The sequence below is a fragment of the Cupriavidus sp. L7L genome, assembly GCF_004353535.1.
Taxonomy (GTDB): Bacteria; Pseudomonadota; Gammaproteobacteria; order Burkholderiales; family Burkholderiaceae; genus Cupriavidus; species Cupriavidus oxalaticus_A.
The window spans coordinates 1-17,561 of record NZ_SMNY01000022.1; the positions used below are offsets into that span (position 1 = coordinate 1).

At 71.3% G+C, this 17,561-nt stretch carries 15 protein-coding genes; all 15 read left to right on the forward strand.

What is annotated here, in order from left to right; all coding sequences use genetic code 11:
- Positions 1-158 precede the first annotated feature (158 nt).
- From E1J61_RS19510 to E1J61_RS19580, 15 genes are read left to right on the forward strand one after another with little or no spacing between them, the layout of a single operon-like run.
- On the forward strand, positions 159-416 hold the full coding sequence (locus tag E1J61_RS19510) for a hypothetical protein (RefSeq protein WP_133095678.1): 258 nt from the start codon (positions 159-161) through the stop codon (positions 414-416).
- A 3-nt stretch (positions 417-419) separates the two neighbouring features.
- A complete protein-coding gene (locus E1J61_RS19515; protein WP_133095679.1) occupies positions 420-1,058 on the forward strand; it encodes a DUF4255 domain-containing protein in 639 nt (212 codons plus the stop codon).
- Positions 1,055-2,236, forward strand: coding sequence for a hypothetical protein (locus E1J61_RS19520; RefSeq protein ID WP_133095680.1), 1,182 nt, complete (start codon positions 1,055-1,057; stop codon positions 2,234-2,236). The genes E1J61_RS19515 and E1J61_RS19520 overlap by 4 nt, the downstream gene beginning before the upstream one ends.
- Before the next feature lie 54 nt (positions 2,237-2,290).
- Entirely contained in the window at positions 2,291-6,091 is a 3,801-nt protein-coding gene (locus E1J61_RS19525; protein ID WP_133095681.1) for a phage tail sheath C-terminal domain-containing protein, read from the forward strand.
- Positions 6,092-6,124: 33 nt separating this feature from the next.
- Positions 6,125-6,583 carry a phage tail protein gene (locus tag E1J61_RS19530; RefSeq protein WP_133095682.1) on the forward strand — a complete coding sequence of 153 codons (459 nt, stop codon included), beginning with the start codon at positions 6,125-6,127 and terminating at the stop codon, positions 6,581-6,583.
- A 32-nt stretch (positions 6,584-6,615) separates the two neighbouring features.
- Positions 6,616-8,694: a phage tail sheath C-terminal domain-containing protein gene (locus E1J61_RS19535; RefSeq protein ID WP_133095683.1), complete on the forward strand. Its 2,079-nt coding sequence runs from the start codon at positions 6,616-6,618 to the stop codon at positions 8,692-8,694.
- Positions 8,691-9,245, forward strand: a complete 555-nt coding sequence (locus tag E1J61_RS19540) for a phage tail protein (RefSeq protein ID WP_133095684.1) — start codon at positions 8,691-8,693, stop codon at positions 9,243-9,245. Before E1J61_RS19535 ends, E1J61_RS19540 begins: the two co-directional genes overlap by 4 nt.
- On the forward strand, positions 9,242-9,472 hold the full coding sequence (locus tag E1J61_RS19545) for a hypothetical protein (RefSeq protein ID WP_133095685.1): 231 nt from the start codon (positions 9,242-9,244) through the stop codon (positions 9,470-9,472). The genes E1J61_RS19540 and E1J61_RS19545 overlap by 4 nt, the downstream gene beginning before the upstream one ends.
- Positions 9,469-10,173 carry a LysM peptidoglycan-binding domain-containing protein gene (locus E1J61_RS19550; protein ID WP_133095686.1) on the forward strand — a complete coding sequence of 235 codons (705 nt, stop codon included), beginning with the start codon at positions 9,469-9,471 and terminating at the stop codon, positions 10,171-10,173. The genes E1J61_RS19545 and E1J61_RS19550 overlap by 4 nt, the downstream gene beginning before the upstream one ends.
- A gap of 10 nt (positions 10,174-10,183) precedes the next feature.
- Complete coding sequence (locus E1J61_RS19555; RefSeq protein WP_133095687.1) at positions 10,184-11,431, forward strand: phage late control D family protein; 1,248 nt, start codon at positions 10,184-10,186, stop codon at positions 11,429-11,431.
- Positions 11,428-11,940, forward strand: a complete 513-nt coding sequence (locus E1J61_RS19560) for a phage baseplate assembly protein V (RefSeq protein WP_133095688.1) — start codon at positions 11,428-11,430, stop codon at positions 11,938-11,940. The genes E1J61_RS19555 and E1J61_RS19560 overlap by 4 nt, the downstream gene beginning before the upstream one ends.
- Before the next feature lie 53 nt (positions 11,941-11,993).
- A complete protein-coding gene (locus E1J61_RS19565; RefSeq protein WP_133095689.1) occupies positions 11,994-12,758 on the forward strand; it encodes a hypothetical protein in 765 nt (254 codons plus the stop codon).
- 1 nt (position 12,759) lies between these two features.
- A complete protein-coding gene (locus E1J61_RS19570) occupies positions 12,760-13,158 on the forward strand; it encodes a GPW/gp25 family protein (RefSeq protein WP_133095690.1) in 399 nt (132 codons plus the stop codon).
- A gap of 10 nt (positions 13,159-13,168) precedes the next feature.
- The gene (locus E1J61_RS19575) at positions 13,169-15,163 is read left to right on the forward strand and encodes a putative baseplate assembly protein (protein ID WP_133095691.1); all 1,995 of its coding nucleotides are present in this window, start codon (positions 13,169-13,171) and stop codon (positions 15,161-15,163) included.
- Complete coding sequence (locus E1J61_RS19580) at positions 15,160-17,544, forward strand: hypothetical protein (protein ID WP_133095692.1); 2,385 nt, start codon at positions 15,160-15,162, stop codon at positions 17,542-17,544. The genes E1J61_RS19575 and E1J61_RS19580 overlap by 4 nt, the downstream gene beginning before the upstream one ends.
- Positions 17,545-17,561: the final 17 nt, after the last annotated feature.

The following is a 17,561-nucleotide window of genomic DNA, read 5'->3' on the forward strand; positions in this document are numbered from 1 at the left end:
TCCCTCCTCCCCCCCTCCTCCCCCGCCGTGCCGCCGGTTGCAAGGCCTGGCCGGCCTGGCCCGCTTGTTGCACATTGGGTTGGCCAACCCGCCCCACCCGCGACAGCCACGATATGGTCGACAGCTCGGTCTCAGGCCTTGACCCCAGTGCAGCCGCCGTGGCGCTGCAGGTGGTCCGGTATGTGCGCCGCAATCCGCGGGCCGCCGATACCTGCAACGGCATTGCCCGCTGGTGGCTGCCGGCCGGCGCGCAGGCCGACCCTGCCGTGGTACTGCGGGCGCTGGAGGCGCTGGTGCGGGACGGGATGCTGCAGGCGAGGCGCTTGCCCTCGGGAGACTTCCTCTACAGCGCCGCCGCCGCTTTCGGCAACGGCAACGGCAACGGCAACGACAGCGCGCCGCGCAACGGGAACTGAGCGATGAAGACAGCGATACGCGATGCCTGCCAGAGCCTGCGCCGCCATATCGAGCAGGCGCTGCGCGACGACCCGGACTTGTCGCCGTACTTCGATCCGGCCGACCCGATGCCGGACGCGATCGGCACCATGATCGTCTCGCTGGACACGCCGCAAGAGCTGGAAGAGCGCGATCGCGAAGGCCTGTCGCTATGGCTCTACCTGGTCCAGCGCGAGGAATTCACGCTCAACCGCCCGCCCCGGCGCAGCGCCGCCGACCGCATCGAACATCGCCCGCTGCCGCTGCGCCTGCATTTCCTGGTCACGCCCCAGGTCGCGGATGAGCGCGAAGACGCCACCGACCTCGAGCACCTGATCCTGGGCAAGATCCTGCAGCTTTTCCACGACGACGCCAGCCTGAGCGGCGCGCGCCTGGCCGGCACGCTGGCCGGCTCCGGGCTGGAGTTCTTCGTGCGGCTGGAGCCGCTGTCGCTGGAGGAGATCACGCGCGTCTGGGACGCGCTCGACAAGCCCTACCAGCTTTGCGTGTCGTTCGAGATGAGCATCGTGCCGATCGCCTCGGGCCACGATCCGGAGCGGGTCACGCCGGTGGACTCGGTGCTGTCCGAACACGGCATCGCCAGCGTGCAGGAGCCGGCATGATGGACTGCCGCCCGGAAACCATCGGCGCCGCCACCTGGCACCTTTGCCCCGACCCGCTGCAGCCGGCGGGCGCGAGATTGCGCGCACTGGTACAGGCGCGGCTGATCGATGAGATCACGCAGCGGCCGGTGCAGGCCAGCCGGGTCGGCACGACCGACCGGCGCCTGGCCTTGCACGTGGCCCAGCGCATCACGCGCGATGGCCTGGCGGGTCTCGCCGGCTGGCCGGCCAGCGTCTTCCCGGCCCTGGCATCGGGCGCTGCCGCGATACCAATGCGGATCGAAGCCCACGGCTACCTGCCACTCGACCTCGACGGCACGCTCGGCCCGTTTCCCGCCTTCCCCGGCGACTTCACGGCGCTGGACCACGGCGATGTCTTCCTGCACCGGACCGGGGTCGCCTGCAAAGGCCGCGTCGTGCGGCGCGACACGGCGGCCAACTTGCCCCTGCCCGGCGCGACGGTGGAGATCGACGGCGTATGGCCGGCCTATCCGCCCGCTGGCGTGATGCCTGCCGCGGTGATGGAACCGGCCAACCTGGTAGCGCTGTCGCCTGGGCTTTACCGCAGCCATGCGGTGGCCGCACTGGCGCGCTGCGACCTGGTCGAAGACCTGCCGCAGGCCAAGCGCCTGCTCCAGCCCGCCGCGCCGGGCGCGCGCCGGCTGCGGCTGGACAACCGCGACACACTGGCGCCCGGCATGCCGCTGGTGATCGACGCCGGCGATGCCGAACGCCGGGAAGTGATCGGCATCCATGCGGTCGATACCAGCCTGTCCGCCGACCAGCCGGCCTGGGTTGAACTCGACTACCCGCTCAGGCACCTGCACCGGCGCCAGGCGCAGGCAGTGCCCGCCAGCATCCCCGCCACGCACGACCCGCGCAACCTGTCGCGCGCGGCGCAGGCGGGCGACCCGTGCGCCTTCCTGGCGGCGGCCGCGCCGTGGCCGGCGTTGTCGCTGGTGCAGGTCGACGACGGCGCCAACCCGCCCGAATACCAGCGCATCGAGCACTACGCCACCGCCGCCGACGCCGACGGCTATTTCCGCCTGCCGCGCATCTCGCGGCTGGCCCTGTTCCGGCTGCTCGCCACGCACCCCGCGCCGCCGCAACCGCTGCTGCTGACCATCGAGCCCGACTACGGGCTGGCCGAGCAGGTCCTGCCGGTGGCTTTCGAATGACGCGAATGAACTACGCCCTCCTGTTCCGTCCCGCAACCGCATAGGGGAACCAATATGCCCGAATATCTCGCACCCGGCGTCTACGTCGAGGAAACCCAGGCGAGCAACAAGCCGATCGAGGGGGTCAGCACCAGCACCACCGGGCTGGTCGGCGTGACCGAGCGCGGCCCGCTGAACGTGCCGCAGCTGGTCACCAGCTTCGGCGAGTTCCAGCGGCTGTTCGGCGGCATGCTGCCAGCGGACGAGTTCACCGGGCCGGGCGCACGCGTGCACAGCTACCTGCCACATGCGGTCGAGGGCTTTTTCCTCAACGGCGGCAAGCGCGCCTGGGTCACGCGCGTGCTGCCGGAGCAGGCCGAGCGCGCGCGGCGCGACCTGTTCCACCTCGACCTGGCCAATGCGGCCATCGGCGGCAGCGTACTGCTGCGCCCGGCACTGCAGGACACCGGCACGGCCATCAACCTGCCGCGCCTGTACGTGCTCGATCCCGGCAACTTCGGCGTCGGCGACTGGGTGCGCGTGGGTGACGGCAGCCGCGCCGACTACCGCCTGGTGCAGGCGCTGGGTGCGGCGCCGGCCCATACCGCGCTGACGCTGCCGCTGTATTTCTCGCACGCGGCCGGCGCGCCGACGCGCGATATCGCCGTCACCGTGAACGCCACGCTCAGCCCCTTCACGCTGCGCGACGACACCCGCGCCGGCGCCACCGAAGTGGTGCTCAGCGGCACCGCCGCGCTGATCACCAACCTGCTGCCGCTGACGCACCAGCTGCTGCAGGTCGATGGTGCCGAGTACGTGTTTGCCGCCGCGGTGGTCGGCCTAAGTACGACCGAGGCCCGCGTGCTGCTGGAAACCCCGCTGCGGCTGCCGCATGCGCGCGGCGCGCAGCTCGACGGCCTCGACATCCCGGCCGGCGCCAACGTCAACCTGGACGTGGCGGCCAGCGCCGGCGGCCTGCTGCTGTTCGGGCCCGGCTTCAGCACCGCGGGCAACCTGGTGGTGGTCGGCGTGGGCAGCGCGCAGGAAGAAGTGCAGCGCGTCGGCACGCTGGCGCAGCTGCCGCTGGACGTGCCCGCCTACGCGCCTTACCCGGCCGGCACCATCGGCCAGCTGGTCACGCTGGACGACGACGCGCGCACGGTCGTGGACCTGCCGACCAATGTGGTGGTGCCGCTCGATACCGTGGCCGGCATGAGCGCCGGCATGACCTTCACCTTCGGCGCCAACAACCAGGTGGTGGCGGCGGTCAACCCCGCCCTCGGCCTGGTGCGCCTGGCCGCGCCGCTGCCAGGCCCGGCGCTGGCCGCCGGCGATGCCGTGCAGGTGGGCGCGATAGCGGCCAGCGTGGTGGCCTATCCGACCGAACGCGTGGTGCCGCTCGACAGCGTCAACGGCGTCGAGACCGGCATGACCTTCGACAATGCCGGCGATACCGCGCTGGTTGCGACCGTGCTGCCCGACCTGCGCGCGGTGGTGCTGGCGACCGCGCTGGCGGCAGCGCCTGCCGCCGGCACCGCGGTCACGGTCGGCGGCAATGCCAATACGGCGCAGTCCCTGCTGCGCCCCGACGTGATCCCGCTGGACGATGTCGACGGCCTGGCGCCCGGCATGTCGATCACCATCGGCGCCGATACCGGCACCATCAGCGCCGTCAACACCACGGTGGGCGCGGTCGCGCTTCAGGCCCCGCTGCCCGCGGCGCCCGCCGCAGGCGCCACCGCCAGCTTCGCGCTGCGCCACACCACCCAGGCCGCCGGCGCCGGCGCCGCGACGCTGGCGCTGGACAACCGCCTCGGCCTCGATGCCGGCGACGTGCTGCGCATCGGTGCGTCTCCGGACGAGGAATACGTGGCCATCGCGCGCATGCTGGGCGAGCGCGGCGTCTCGCCCGACGCCGGCGTGGTCCAGCTGGCGCACCCGCTGAGCGCGGGCCATGCCAGCGGCGTCGAGGTCGCGCGCCAGGACGTGGCGGTCGACACCACGCGCCAGCCGGCCACGCTGGTGCTGTCGACCGCCGACGGCAGCGATCAATTGCTGGTTGGCGACGGCACCACCTATGGTGCGGTGCTGCCGGAAGTGGTCCGCTTCACCACCGCGGACGGCATTGCCTACTTCCACCGCCTCGACGGCGCCGCGGCCAATGCCAGCCCGCTGGAGATCGAACTGGACGACCGCCTCGACTTCAGCCACGCCGCGGGCGCGGTGGTGGCCGAGCGCAACCGGCTGTTCGCGGTGCAGGCGCTGGACGCCGGCGGCTGGGGCGACCGGCTGATGGTCGCCGCGGCGGACGAGGCCAGCAGCCTCGCGGCCAACGCCAATGTGCTGGCCGCCAACCCGCCGCCGGGGCCGGGCATGTTCTCGTCGCTGCAGCTGGCCACGCTGACCGGCATCGAGCCCGGCACCATCCTGGAGCTGCTCGCACCCGACGGCGCGCCGGTGGCCGGCGCCCCGCTGCTGAAGGCGCGCGCGGTAGACCGCGCCAGCCGGCTGGTGCTGCTGGACCCGCCCGGGCTGCAGGCGGCACATATGAACGCCGTCAACAACGCGCTGATGGCCGGCCTCAACGCCCGTGTGCGCTCGCGCGAGTGGAGCCTGACGGTGCTGCTGCGCCAGCGCCCCGACCCCGCCGTACCCACGCGCAACGACAACCTGCTGGACCAGGAGAGCTTCCGCCAGCTGTCGATGGACCCGCGCCACAGCCGCTATTTCGAGCGCGTGATCGGCGCCACCTTCACGCCGGGAGCGCCCGCCGACGACGCCGGCAACCCGCTGCGGCGCTGGGACCGGCGCTCCGAAGGGGCGTCGCAATATATTCGCGTGCTGGACCTGGAGCCGGTGATCGCCAACCGCACCGCGATCCGGCTCGGGCCGGAGGCCTTGCTGGACGTGCTGCCTTCCGGCCTGGTGCGCCCCGCGCGCCTGCCGCTGTCCGGCGGCAGCGATGCCGTGCCGCTGATGGGTGATCCCATGTACGCCGGCACCGACAACAACGAGCCCGACCTGCGCACCGGCCTGCAGGCACTGAAAAACCCGCAGAACATCTCGCTGGTCGCGATTCCCGGCCAGACCACCGCGGCCCTGCAGCAGGCGCTGATCGACCAGTGCGAGGCGATGCGCTACCGCTTCGCCGTGCTCGACGGCCCGCCGCCCGACAACGACACGCTGGCCGACGTGCAGGACCTGCGCAGCCGCTACGACTCGCGCTATGCCGCGGTCTACCACCCGTGGCTGACCATTCCCGACCCGTTCCCGCAGAGCCTGGCCAACCTGCGGCAGGTGCCGATCCCGCCGTCCGGACACATGCTCGGCATCTATGCCCGCGTGGACAACGAGCGCGGGGTGCACAAGGCGCCGGCCAATGAAGTCGTGCGCGGCATCAGCGGGCTGACGCGCTACTTCAGCAAGGGCGAGCAGGACATCCTGAACCCGTATCCGGCCAATATCAACGTGGTGCGCGACTTCCGGCCCAACAACCGCGGCCTGCGCGTGTGGGGCGCGCGCTGCATCACCTCCGAGAGCGAGTTCAAGTACCTGAACGTGCGCCGCCTGCTGATCTTCCTGGAAGACTCGATCGACCGCGGCATGCAGTGGGTGGTGTTCGAGCCCAACGCCGAAGAGCTGTGGGCGCGCGTGCGGCGCAGCATCACCAACTTCCTGACCACGGTGTGGCGCAACGGCGCGCTGGAAGGCACCACGCCCGAGCAAGGCTTCTTCGTCAAGTGCGACCGCACCACCATGACCCGCGACGACATCGACAACGGGCGCCTGATCGTGGTGATCGGGGTGGCGCCGGTCAAGCCGGCCGAGTACGTGATCATCCGCATCGGACTGTGGACGGCCGACGCGGAGCAATAAGCGAACAATGAGCGAAAGCCGAGGAGCAAGGCCATGGCCGCCACCGACATCCGCATCGATCCCTTCCCGGTCTTCAACTTCCGCGTCGAGCTGGACGGACTGATCGTGGCCTCGTTCAGCGAGGTCAGCGGCCTGACCGCCGACGGCGACGCGATCGACTACCGCGAGGGCAAGGACCCCACCAACAACGTGCGCAAGCTGCAGGGGCTGCGCAAGTACACGCCGCTGATGTTCAAGCGCGGCTACGTGCAGGACGACACGCTGTGGCAGTGGTACCGCCATATCGCCGACGGCGCCAACGAGCGCCGCAACGGCAGCGTGATCCTGATGAACGAGGCCCACCGCGACGTGCTGAGCTGGAACTTCGTCAACGCGTGGATCAACAAGATCGAGGGGCCCAGCCTGACCGCCACCGGCAACCAGGTGGCCGTGGAAAGCATGGAGCTGCACCACGAGGGCCTGACCATCGAGATCATCAGCACCGCGCCCTGAACGGAACGGCAACCCCAGCACCGGAGACCGCCATGCGCCACGGCATGCCCGCCGTCAGCATCGAACGGACCGACGCCGCCAGCGACGGGCCGGTGGTGCTGCGCACCGACATCGCCGCGTTTATCGGGCTGGCCGAGCGCGGCCCGCTCGATACGCCGGTGGCAGTGGAATCGTGGCGGCAGTTCCAGGCGCACTTCGGGCGCCCGTTCGGCAGCGCCTACCTGGCGTGGGCGGTGCGCGGCTTCTTCGACAACGACGGCCTGCGCTGCTGGGTCGTGCGCGTGGCCGCGCGGCAGTTTGGCGACGATGGCAACGAGGCCGCGCCGGGCGGCGGCGCACGCAGCGCCGGCGTGCTGCTGGCGGACACCGCGGGCGTGCCGCGCTGGCGGCTGTCGGCCACCTCTCCCGGCAGCTGGGGCAACGAACTCAGCATAGCGTGGCGTCGCGAGCGGCCGCTGACGCAGCGCGCCTTGTCGGCCGACAGCACCAGTGCACGGCTGGCCGCCGTGGCCGGCTTTGCGCCCGGTGAGCTGGTGCGGCTGGCGCAGCCGGCGGCGAGCGCGCATCGCGTGCTGGTGCATGTCGACGCAGCGGCGGGCAAGCTCTATTGGGTCCATCCCGATCCGCGCCAGCGCGGCGCCGACCAGCTCGCCTGGAGCGCGCTGGACCCTGCCCAGCCGCTCATGGTGGAGCGTGTCGCCTACACGCTCGACGTCTGGCGGCGCGACGCCTTTGCCGCGCAATACCGCGACCTGCACCCGTCGCCGCGGCACCCGCGCTACTTCGGCACCGTGCTGGCGCCGGCGTATGGCAGCGGGGCCGAACGGCTGCGCCTGCCGCCGGTGAATCCCGGCGCCCTGCCCGTGCCGCCCGGACTGGTCGAGATTGCTGGCCTTGCCCCCGCGCTGCCGCCCCTGCCCCTGGCGGCGGCGTCCGGCGAGCGGCTGCCGCTTGCGTCCGGCGCCGACGGCCTGGCCGCGCTGACCGCCAGCGACTTCCTCGGAGAGCCGTACTCCCCGCGCGACAGCGACTTCGCCCGACTACGCAAGGCGCGCGGCCTGCAGGCGCTGGCGGAGATCGACGAAATCTCGCTGGTGGCCGCGCCCGACATCCTGATCCGGCCGCAGCCGGACCCCGACTACGAGCCGCTGCCGCCTGATGCCGCCAATCCCTGCCTCGCCTGCCCGCCGCCCGCGCCGCCGCGCCGCGTGCACCAGCCGCGCGCCGTCGCCGAGCTGCCGCCGGTCTTTGCCGAGCCCGACATCCTGCGCGTGCAGACCGCGCTGATCGCCGACTGCGATGCGCGTGGCGACCGCTTTGCCGTGCTGTCCGCGCCGTTCGAGCGCGCCACCAGCCGCGCCCGCGGCATCCGCGCGCTGGCCGAATGGCGCCGCATGCTGGTCGAGCAGCAGCCCGCCCGCGCCGCCGCGCTGTACGCGCCTTGGCTGGCGGTGGCCGAGAACGACGGCGCCGCGCCACCCGTTGCCGGCAGCGTCGCCGGCGTCAGGATCGTGCCTGCCTGCGGCCACGTTGCCGGTGCCATCGCCAGTACCGACCTGGCGCTCGGCGTGACGCGCGCGCCGGCCAATGTGCCGGTGCAGCGCGTGGTCGACGTGCGCAGCGCGGTCAACGATGCCCAGCATGGCGAACTCAACGATGCCGGCGTCAACGTGCTGCGCGCCGAATTCGGCCGCGCGCCGATGCTGCTGGGCGCGCGCACCGTCAGCGACGAACCGGAATGGCGCTACGTCAGCACCGTGCGCATGCTGATCGCGCTCAGGCGGGCCTGCGACATCGCGCTGCGCTGGGCCGTGTTCGAGCCCAACGACGCGCCCACGCGCGCCGCCGTGGCCACCACGCTGATCGCCATCCTGACGCTGTTCTGGCAGCGCGGCGCCTTTGCCGGCGCCACCGCGGCGGAATCGTTCTTCGTGCGCTGCCAGGAGGACCCCACCGAAGACACCACCAACGCCGACGCGCGCGAGCACGGCCAGCTGATCGCGCTGGTCGGCATCGCGCCGGTGGCGCCGGCCGAGTTCATCGTGCTGCGCGTGGGCAGGCAGGACAACCTGCCGGTGTTTTCGCTGTTCGAACGCAAGGAGTTCGCATGAGCCTCGCCACCCGCCGCGACCCGCTGCTCGGCTTCAACTTCCTGGTCACGCTGTATGACTCGACCGCTTCCACCGGTTCGGCGGTGACACGGATCGCCCTGTCGCCGCTGATGCCCGCGCCGGTGGCCGGCTTCAGCGAATGCAGCGGACTGGAGATGACGATGGAAACCGACGACTACATGGAGGGCGGTCTCAACGGCACCGTGCTCAAGTTCCCAAAGCGCATCCGCAACACCGAGATCGTGCTGCGCCACGGCGTGACCAGGAGCACCGAGCTGTTCGACTGGTTCTACGCCTTCACGGCGGGCGCCGGCAAGCGCAAGGACGGCCTGATCACGCTGTGCGACGCGCGCCACAAGCCGCACACGGTATGGGGCTTCCGCCGCGGCCTGCCGACCAGGTACAGCGGGCCGCAACTCAATGCCCAGCAGAGCGCGGTGGCGGTCGAAGCCGTCACCATCACCCACGAAGGCCTCTACCAGCTGGGCGGCGCGGCCGCGCTGGCCGGCGCCATCGGCGAGGCCGCCGGAGCCATCGGGAGCCTGTTTTGAGCGACGTCATCATCGAAAGCGTGGTCAGCCGCGTGCGCATCGTCGACGGTGCCGGCGGGTTGTCCGAGCAGACCGTGCGCAGCATCGTCGCGGCGATCCTGCCCGCGGTACAGCAGATGCTGGCGCATCAGCGCCAGGTGTCCAGCGAGACTTCGACCGGCAATGGATACCTCGACTGGATGGAAGGCGAGACCGGTTCCGGCGGACCTGACGGAGCAACGCCATGACGATACCGGCCAAGGGCAAGTTCAAGGTGCGGGTGGGGCCCAAGCCTTCCGACACCATCAGCTACCCGGTGCAGTTCAACCCCACCGAGCTGCAGTTCGACAAGCAGGTGCAGATGGCGGAGATCGGCATTCCCGGGCTGGATGCGCCATTGCAGCAGTTCGTGCGCGGCAATGCCGAGAAGCTGACGCTGGAGCTGTTCTGCGACAGCACCGACAAGGGCATGGGCATCGGCGCGCAGTCGGTGACGAAAGAAGCCGACAAGTACTACCAGCTGGTCAAGATGATCCCCGCGCTGCATGCGCCGCCGGTGGTCACCTTCATCTGGAACGACCAGTTTCCCGGCAACGAAGTCGGCAAGGCCTGGGGCGGCAGCCAGCGGCGCACCAGCTTCACCGGCGTGGCCGAGAGCGTGCGCAGCCGCTTCACGTTGTTCAGCCCCGAAGGCATCCCGCTGCGCGCCACGGTCAACCTGGTGTTGCGCGAGTGGCGCCCGATCGAGCAGCAGCTCGGCAGGCAGAACCCGAGCTCGCCCGACCGCAGCCACGCCCACGTGCTGCGCCGTGGCGACACCCTCAGCGCGGTCGCGGGCGACTACTACGAGCGCGCCGGCGAGTGGCGCGCCATTGCCGACGAGAACGGCATCGAGGATCCGCGCCGGCTGGCGGCGGGATTGCGGCTGACGGTGCCGTCGATCCGCTAGGGGCGATGCCATGGGCGCGAGCGAATACCTGACCCTTGCCGGCGAATCCGCCCGCAGCGAAATGGGTGGCCTGCGCGTGCCGCGCTTCGAGCTGACCATCGACGGCGTGCGGCCGGAGAACAGCGTGCTGCGCGACATCGTCGACATCACCTACCGCGACAACATCGACCAGATCGACGGCTTCGAGCTGACCGTCGGCAACTGGGATCCGGCGCGGCGCCGCTACAAGTACATCGGCTCGGAAGACAGCAAGAGCGCGGCCGATGCCACGCTGCATGAGCTGGAGACGCTGTTCGAGCCCTGCTCCAAGGTGGTCCGCATCAGGATGGGCTACGCCAGCGAACTGGTGGAGATGCTGACCGGCAACTTTACCACCATGGAGCCGACCTTCTCCACCGGCGGCCCGCACACGCTGGCGGTGCGCGGCCTGAACCGGCTGCACCGGCTGCGGCGCAAGCGCTATGACGGCAACTGGCACGACACCACCGACAGCGCCATCGCCCGCAGCTTCGACGGCCTGACGGACCCCGACTGGCGCAACAGCGGCCAGGACGCGCGCCGCATCCCGATGCCGATCCGCACCGACCCCGACAACGAACCGCCGCTGGTCTTCGTCGGCCAGAAGAATGAATACGACATCGATTTCCTGTGGCGGCGCGCGCGGCTGCGCGGCTACGTGGTAACGATCGAGCAGGACCCTGCCGACGGCAGCGACAGGCTCTACTTTGGCCCGTCCACCAAGGGCGGGCCCAGGCCCTACCGGCTCGACTGGGGTGCCGGCCTGGTGGACCTGAAGGCCACCCTGACCACCGCCAACCAGGTCAAGAAGGTGACTGTGCGCGGCTGGGACCGCGCCGGCCAGCGCGCCATCGAGGAAACCGCCGACCTGGAAGACCCGCGCTTCCTGCGGCGCAACCCGCGCCTGCTGGAGATCGTCAGGCAGTGCGACCCGCGCGAGGAACGCGTGGTCACGCGCCCGGTATCGACCCGCAACGAGGCCCGGCGGCTCGCGCTCGACATCCTCACCGGCCACGCGCAGGAACTGGTGAAGGTGCAGGCCAGCGTGGTCGGCCTGCCGCGGCTGCGCGCCGGCTCGCACGTCAGCATCCAGGGCATCGGCGCGCGGCTCTCGGGCGAATTCTTCGTCACCGAGACCACGCACACGATCAACGCCAGCGGCTATGTCACCCGCTTCACCGCGCGCCGGGAAGACCCGGACACCGGCTTGCAACTCGCCCCCGGAGGAGGCACCCCATGAACCGCAGCGAACGCAGTGCAGGCATCGTCATCGGCAAGGTGATCGCGGTGCGCGACCCGGAGCGCCTGGGCCGCATCCAGGTCAACTACCCCTGGCTGTCCGGACCGGAGCAGCGCTGGGTGCCGGTGGCCGCGCCAATGGCCGGCAGCGAGCGTGGCGCGTTCTTCATGCCTGAGGTTGAGGACGAGGTGATCCTCGCCTTCGACCAGGGCATGTGGGACCACCCCTATGTGATCGGCTTCCTGTGGAACCCGCGGCAGCGGCCGCCGTCCTCCGACGAGCGCCAGCGCATGATCCGCTCGCGCAACGGGCATGCGCTGCGCATGGTCGACTCCACGCCGGTGGCCGGCAACAAGGGCGCGCTGATCATCGAGGACGCGCACGGCAATACCGTGGTGATGACCAACACGCATATCAGCATCAACACGCGCGGCGCGCTGGCGATCAACGCGGTCGGCAGCATCACCATCAACGACCGGCTGGTGCGGCCCGCCGGCGGGCCGATCTGAAGGCTGGCCCTGCAGGCTGGCCCTACCGACGCAGACCACACCGCGAGGCAAGCATGGACGTCCCGATCGAGGTACCGCTGCCCGAATCCCTGCAGAAGGCGCTGCAGAAGCCGGTCTGCATCCCGCTGCCCAAGCCCGGCAGCGCGCAGATCCAGCTGCCCACCGGCGGCACGCTCAAGGGAATCGTCGATATCACCAAGGGCATTCCGGACGACTGCTCGCTCAACTTCTCGCTGGTGCTGCAACTGGCGCCGGTGATGGCGAGCATCGAATGCCTGGTCAAGGTGCTCAAGCTGATCAAGCCGCTGATCGACGTGGTCAAGGCGCTGGGCCCGCCCGACCCGCCCACGCTGATCAAGGTGGTGCCGGAGTTCCTGCAGGCGGCCGAGGCGGTGCTGCCCTGCCTGGCGGTGCCAACGCCCGTGGTGATGATCCCGTTCGTGCGCGACGTGCTGCTGCTCATCATCAAGCTGCTCAGGTGCATCATCGGCCAGCTCAAGAGCGTCCTGGCGCTGATGGGCGGTCTGGCGCTGCAGATCTCGTCGGCGCAGGCCGAGGGCAACAGCGAGCTGATGGCCGCGCTGGAATGCGCGCAGGCCAACGCCAATGTCTCGGCCCAGCACATGATGTCGGCAATCGACCCGGTGCTGGTGCTGCTGTCGCTGGCCGAGCCCTTCATGGGCATCGCCGGGGTCGATCCTATCAAGACGCCGACCATCGGCGCGGCCGAGGACATCGAGAGCCTGCAGAACGTGGTCACCACGCTCGACGAGCTGACCAAGGCGCTGCAGCTCGTCGCCGACGCGCTGGGAGGCTGAGATGGCACAGGACTTCCTCGGCACCGGCTTTGCCTTCCCGCTCTCGGTCACGCCGCGCGGCAAGCTGGCGCTGGCGCGCGCCGGGCAGCGCATCGAAGAATCGATCTACCTGATCCTGGGCACGCGGCTGGGCGAGCGCCTGATGATGCCGGCGTTCGGCTGCGCCATCCACGACCTGCTGTTCGCGCCCAACGACCCCACCACGCGCACCGAGGCGGTCGACGCGGTGCGCGAGGCGCTGGCGCTGTGGGAGGCGCGCATCGACGTGCTGGCCGTGACGGCCGACTTCGACCCCGCGCAGCCCAGCCTGCTGCTGATCCGCGTCGACTACCGCATCCGCGCCAACAACGCGCTGGCCAACCTGGTGTACCCGTTCTACATCAACGAATCCTACGTCTAGGGCCAGGATCATGCCGCTCAGGAACGAATACCCGGTGATCGACGACAGGCGCTACGCCGACCTGGTGGCCGAGGCGCGGGCGCGCATCCCGCGCTACACGTCGGAGTGGGACGACGTCAACGACAACGAGCCCGGCATGGCGGTGGTGCAGCTGATGGCCTGGATGAGCGACCTGCTGCTGGCGCGGCTGGGACGCGTGCCCAAGCTGAACTACCTGAAGTTCCTGGAGCTGCTCGGCATCGAGCTGCTGCCGGCGCGGCCGGCGCGCGCCGAGCTGAGCTTCCCGGTGCAGGCGACCTACGCCGAGCCGACGCTGATCGTGCCGCTGCACACGCAGGTCGCTGCCGAGGTGCCGGGCGAAGACCGGCCCGTGGTGTTCGAGACCGAGAAGGCACTGGTCGCGCTCAGCGCCCGGCTCGATGCGGTGCAGGTCGACCTCGGCCTGCAGACCACCGACGTCAGTGCCGCCAACGCGGAGGTCCAGGCCGGCTTCCTCGCCTTCGGGCCGGCGGTACGGACAGGCAATGCGCTGATGCTGGGATTCGACTCCCCGCTGGACTTCCCCAGCGTGCCGATCGACCTGGCGGTGTGGATCGCCCGGCGCGATGCGCGCGCGCCCTTCTATGTCGACAGCCCGCTGGCCACCGCGCCGCCGGCGACGCTCGCGTGGGAATACTGGAACGGCAAGGACTGGTACCCGCTCGACACGCTGCGCGACGACACCGCCGCCTTCACCCGCAGCGGCCATGTGCTGCTCGGCGCCGCGCCCCGCAACGGCCCGCAGCGCGCGGTGCTGGGCAAGGTGGCCGCGCCGCGCTACTGGCTGCGCGCGCGGCTGGCCGGCGGCGCCTACCAGCGCCCGCCGCGGCTGCTGGCGGTGCGCACCAACACGGTCCCGGCGATCGCCGCGCAATCGGTCGATGCCGAGATCGCCGGGCGCAGCACCGGCATGCCCGACCAGGTGTTCCAGCTCGCCCAGCACCCGGTGCTGGCCGGCAGCCTGGCGCTTGAAGTCGATGAAGGCGACGGCTTGCAGCCGTGGCAGGAGGTGGCGGACTTCCTGGCATCCGGGCCGGACGACGCGCACTACGTGCTCAACCGCACCACCGGCGAGATCCGCTTCCACGGCATCGGCGGCCGCATCCCGGTGGCCAACCCGAACCGCCCCGCCAATATCGTCGCGCGGCGCTACCGCGTGGGCGGCGGCGCGCACGGCAATGTCGGTGCCGGGTTGATCGCCACGCTGCGCGGCAGCCTGCCGGGCATCGACACCGAGGGCGTGGGCAACCTGTTCCCGGCCTTCGGCGGTGCCGATGAAGAGACGCTGGAGGCCGCGCGCGAACGTGCCGCGGCCACGCTGAAGAGCCACGAGCGCGCCGTCACCCGCGACGACTTCGAGCTGCATGCGCGGCAGGTCGGCGGCGTAGCGCGCGCGCGGGCGCTGCCGCTGTTCCATCCGGCCTTCCCCAATGTGGAAGTGCCCGGCGTGGTCAGCGTGGTGGTCGTGCCCGAGGCCAGCAACCCGCAGCAGCCGCTGGACGACCCCGCGCCGCAGCCCACCGAAGGCCTGCTGCGCGAGGTCTGCGCGCAGCTGGACCAGCGCCGCCTGGCCACCACCGAACTCTATGTGCTGGCACCGGCCTACCGGCTGCTCCGGCTCTCCGCCACGCTCACCGTGGCCGGCGCTGCCGACCTGGCCGCGGTCAAGCAGGCCGCGCTGCTGGCGCTGCGGCGCTACTTCCATCCGCTGGTCGGCGGCGAAGACAGCAAGCCGGATGCCGACGGCAGCGGCTGGCCGTTCGGCGGCGACATCAACTACTCGCGCGTGGTGCAGCGGCTGCTGCTGGCCGGCGTGGTCAGCGTGGACGACCTGCTGTTCCGGCTCGACGACACCGACTACCCGGCCTGCACCAATGTCCCGGTCGGCGGCGGCGCGCTGTTGCGGCTGGCCGACGACTCCCTGGCGTTCAGCGTCCGCTACGAGACCAGCGAGGTGGATGCATGACCCAGCCCTGCACCTTGCCCGCCGCCACGGCACCGGCGGGGCCAGCCTCGCACGCGCCCTACCTGCCACCGGTACCGCGCCCGCCGCACGATCCCCTGACGCTGGTGCTCAACGGACAACTCGGCTGGCAGGCGCTGCCCGGCAAGCCGCCGGCCGTGCCGGCCGCCACCATCGGCCCGCTGGGTCAATGCGGCGCGCTGACGCTGCTGCCGCTGCCGGGTTCCGGCCGCACGCTGCCGGAAGCCAGCGGCAGCTTTGGCGGGCTGGTGCTGCCACGGCATATGGCGCTGGCCACGCTCGGGCCTTGCCAGCAGGCGCTGTTGCTGTTCGATGCCACGGGCCGGCGCCTGCTGCGCTTCGACCCATGCGCCTGCGTGTTCACCGACGCCTTCTGCCTGCGCCCGCAGGATCCTCGGCTGCCCTCGGGCCCGGCCACTCTGGCCGCGAGCTGCGGGCGTCTCTACCTGGCCGATCCTGCCACGCGCCGCGTGGTCGTGCTCAACGCAGCCACCGGCGCGGCACGCGGCGTGTGGCGCGCACCGCTGGCCACGCCACCGTGCGATGCCGGCAGCCGGCTCGACGACTGGCAGCCCGCGGCGCTGGCGGTGGCGCCCAACGGCGATATCTGGGTCGGCGACCGCATGCACGGCCTGCTGCTGCGCTTTGCCGCGTCCGGCTGCGTACTGGAGCGCCATGACGGCTTCGGCGCCGTCGCCGCGCTGGCCGCCGCCTGCGACGGCAGCCTGCTGGTCGCCACGGATGGCGCCGAGGCGGTGGTGTTCTACGATCCCGCCACGCGCAGGCGTCTCGATCCGCCGCTGCGCCCGGCCGACCTCGCCGGCGCCTTCGCGCCGCTGCCGCTGACGGTGCATGCCGACGGCTCGGTCGACCTGTCCGCGCTATGCAGCCCGCCATGCGCCGCGCCGTGCGTGTTCGACCCGTCCGGCACGCTGCTGGACGCGCCGCCCGACGACCCACCCGATGCCTGGCCCTCCACCGGCACGTGGCACTCGCAGGCGCTCGACAGCGGCATCTCGGAGTGCATGTGGGACCGCATCGTCCTTGGCGCCACGCTGCCCGCGCATACCCGGCTTGCCATCGACGTGCTCACCGCCGAAACCGCGCTGCAAGCGTCAGACCTGTTCGAGAGCGGCGACTGGCAGCCCGCGCTGGCGCTGCATCCCGAGCCTGAAGGCGCCACCGCCTTCGACGGCATCGACTACATGCTGCGGGCCCGCCCCGGCCGCTTCCTGTGGCTGCGTTTGCGGCTGGACGGCAACGGCGCGGCGACGCCGTCGCTGGCCTGCGTGGCGATCGATTTCCCGCGCATCAGCTGGCGCCGCTATCTGCCGGCGATCTTCGGCGCCGAGCCGGTCAGCGCCGAATTCACGGACCGCTGGCTGGCGCTGTTCGACCGCCAGTTCCGCGACATCGAACGGCAGATCGACACACAGGCGCGCTTGTTCGACCCGAATTCGGCGCCTGCCGGCGGGCGCCAGGATTTCCTCGGCTTCCTGGCCGGCTGGCTCGGCCTGGGCAGCGGCCTGTCGGCGCTGCCGCTGGCCCGGCAGCGCGCGTTCATCAAGCATGCGGCGCGGGCATTTGCCTGGCGCGGCACGCCGCGCGGGCTGACGCACACGCTCTACCTCTTTCTCGGCCTGCAGCGCTGGTGCGGATACAGCGCCGGCGCGGCGCCCTGCGTACCGTGCGCCAGCGACATTCCCGAACGCTTCCGCTGGCGCCCACCGCGGCTGCTGCTGGAGCACTACATCCTGCGGCGCTGGCTGTTCCTGGGATTCGGCCGGCTGTCCGACAACGCGCGCCTGTGGGGCGAGCGCATCGTCAACCGCAGCCGGCTGGGCGCGGGCGCGCCGCCGGCGGCGATGCCAGGCTGCCCGCTGCCGGGCCGTGCCGGCAGCGAAGGCGGCGATGACTGCGAGCCGTGCGTCGGTGCCGTCCATGCCGGCCGGCACGGCGCCGCCAGCCCGGACGAAAGCGCGCGTCTCGGCGTCACCCAGCTCAAGACCGCGCAGGACCCGTGGCGCGATCCCTTCCATGTCTATGCGCACAAGCTGTCGGTGTTTGTGCCCGCGGCGTGCGTGCGCGATCCGGCGCTGGCACGCGCGCTGGCACAACTGCTCAAGGCCGAGGTGCCGGCCCACGTGCAAGCCACGCTGGTGCCGGTGGAGCCGCGCTTCCGCATCGGCGTGCAGGCCATGCTGGGGCTGGATGCCGTGATCGGCTACCGCGCCGCGCCGGCCGCGCTGGATGCGATGCGGCTGGGACGCGGCACCGTGCTGGGCGGCGCCGACCGCGACGGCGGCGCGCGCGCCTTGCGTGTGGGCACGCGGCGCGTGGGGATGGACACCACCATGCAGTAATGGCTGTAGCTGGCCAC